Source organism: Streptomyces sp. CO7 (assembly GCF_053474865.1).
The window spans coordinates 913044-915356 of sequence record NZ_JBRIOU010000004.1; the positions used below are offsets into that span (position 1 = coordinate 913044).

Consider the following 2313-nt stretch of genomic DNA (forward strand, 5'->3'; position numbering starts at 1 on the left):
CCCTCACCCTCACCCCGCCGCGCTCCCGCCCCCGTCCGCACACACCGTCACCCGTCCGGGACCGTGACCGTCCGCCCGCGCGCTTCGTTTATCCGGTTGTCCGTGCCGGCCAGGCACGGCTCCCGAGAAAACCACGCGTGGCTTGCTGGAGCGACGAGGCGTACGGATCACCATGCCGTGCGCCGTGGGACCGTCGCTCCAGGGTCGTGACCGGACGGCAGGGGACAGCAGCCCGGTCACCCAACAAAAACGGCCGGCTCCGGGGACGCCCGGAGCCGGCCGACGGGGCCGCCACCCACGGCCCCTGTCTGAGGGTTGTGCTGCGGAGCCGCGGCAGGGCGGCTCGGACCGCTCCACCTACTCCCACGTACCTCCACGCACCTCCACGCACCTCCGCCTACGCGGTGGTTCCCGCGGTCTCCACGGCTACTCGGTGGTCCCCGCGGCCTCCACGGCAGCCGGTGTGTCCACCGGGTCGACCGGGGCGGCCGGCTTCGGCATGGTGACCTCGGGCGTCGGGGCGTCCGCCTTCGGCGGCACCGTAGGCATCCCGAGGAACGGCAGCTTCAGCGCGGCGAAGGCCTTCTCCGGCACCACCGGGGTCCGCGGCGGCACCGCCGACAGCCGCCGGTACGCCTCGCCCTGCGCCGGCCGCGGGTCGTCCTCGCCCTTGTTGGGCCAGAACGACATCGCCCGCTCCGTCTGCGCCGTGATGGTCAGTGACGGGTTGACGCCCAGGTTGGCGGAGACCGCCGAGCCGTCGACCACCGAGATCGCGGGGTGTCCGTACAGCCGGTGGTAGGGGTCGATGACGCCGGTCTCCGGTGAGTCGCCGATGGGGCAGCCGCCGAGGAAGTGCGCGGTCAGCGGCATGCCGGTGAGCTCGCCGATGTTGCTGCCGGCGAAACCGTTGATCTCCTCCGACAGCATGGAGGCCGCCTCCACGGCCGCCTTGATCTGCTTCGGGTTGGGCGCTCCGTGACCCTGCCGGGCGGTGAGCAGGCCCTTGCCCAGGCCCTTGCCCTTGAGGTGGGTGGTGAGCGAGTTGTCGAGCGACTGCATGACCAGGCCGATGATGGTCCGCTCCGACCAGCGCCGGTTGGACAGCGACCGCAATGTCAGCACGGGGTGGCGCAGGGAGTTGCCCAGCCAGCCCAGCACCCGCGCGGCGCCGGTGCCCTTGGCGGCGTACGGCACCTGGAGGACGGTGAGGGCGCCCATGGCGTTGGAGCCCTTGCCGTAACGCACCGGCTCGATGTGGGTGTTCGCGTCGGGGTGGATGGACGAGGTGATGGCGACGCCCTTGGTGAAGTCCGCCTTCGCCTGCCCGCTGACCCGGTGGTAGCGCCGGTCGTCGGTCTGCGCGCCCACCAGCGCCTCGGAGTTGGTGCGGGTGAGCATGCCGAGCTTGCCGGAGATGTGCGGGAGCTGCCCGCCTTCCTTCATGCGGTGCAGCAGCGTCTGGGTGCCGTAGGTGCCGGCGGCGATCACGACCTGGCGGGAGCGCAGGACACGGCCTCGGCCGACCCGCTTGCGGTCGGTGCCGATGGTCTCGACGACGAGGCCGCCGTGGCCGTCCTCGGTGACGGACCGCACGGTGGTCATGGGGTGCACGGTCGCCCCGGCCTTCTCGGCGAGGTACAGGTAGTTCTCGTTGAGGGTGTTCTTGGCCCCGTGGCGGCAGCCCGTCATGCACTCGCCGCACTCGGTGCAGGCCTTGCGGGCGGGGCCGACCCCGCCGAAGTACGGGTCGGCGGCCTCCTGGCCCGGCTGCGCGGTGACGCTGCCGTCGGCGTCCTCGCCGTCGCCGAAGAACACTCCCACCGGGGCGAGGTGGAAGCTGTCGCCCACGCCCATCCGCTCGGCCGTCGCCTTCAGGTGGACGTCGGACGGCGTCATGGTGGGGTTGAGCCGGACGCCGAGCATGCGCCGCGCCTGGTCGTAGTAGGGCGTCAGCTCGTCCTGCCAGTCCGTGATGTCCTTCCACTGGGGGTCCTCGAAGAAGGGCGTCGGCGGCACGTAGAGGGTGTTGGCGTAGTTCAGCGACCCGCCGCCCACACCCGCGCCGGCCAGCACCATCACGTTGCCGAGCAGGTGGATGCGCTGGATGCCGTACATGCCGAGCCTGGGGGCCCACAGGAACTTCTTGAGGTCCCAGGAGTTCCTGGGCAGCGAGTCCCGGGTCCAGCGGCGGCCCGCCTCCAGGACTCCGACCCGGTACCCCTTCTCGGTGAGACGGAGCGCGGTGACGGAACCGCCGAAGCCGGAGCCGACGACGATCACGTCGTAGTCGTAGGGCGGCCGGGCCTCGGG

The 2313-nt window shown here is 71.8% G+C and carries 1 protein-coding gene; it reads right to left on the reverse strand.

Translation table 11 applies throughout. The features are described from left to right. Positions 1 to 426 precede the first annotated feature (426 nt). On the reverse strand, positions 427 to 2283 hold the full coding sequence (locus ACOV8S_RS16925; RefSeq protein WP_448318894.1) for a GMC oxidoreductase: 1857 nt from the start codon (positions 2281 to 2283) through the stop codon (positions 427 to 429). Between the last annotated feature and the right edge of the window lie 30 nt (positions 2284 to 2313).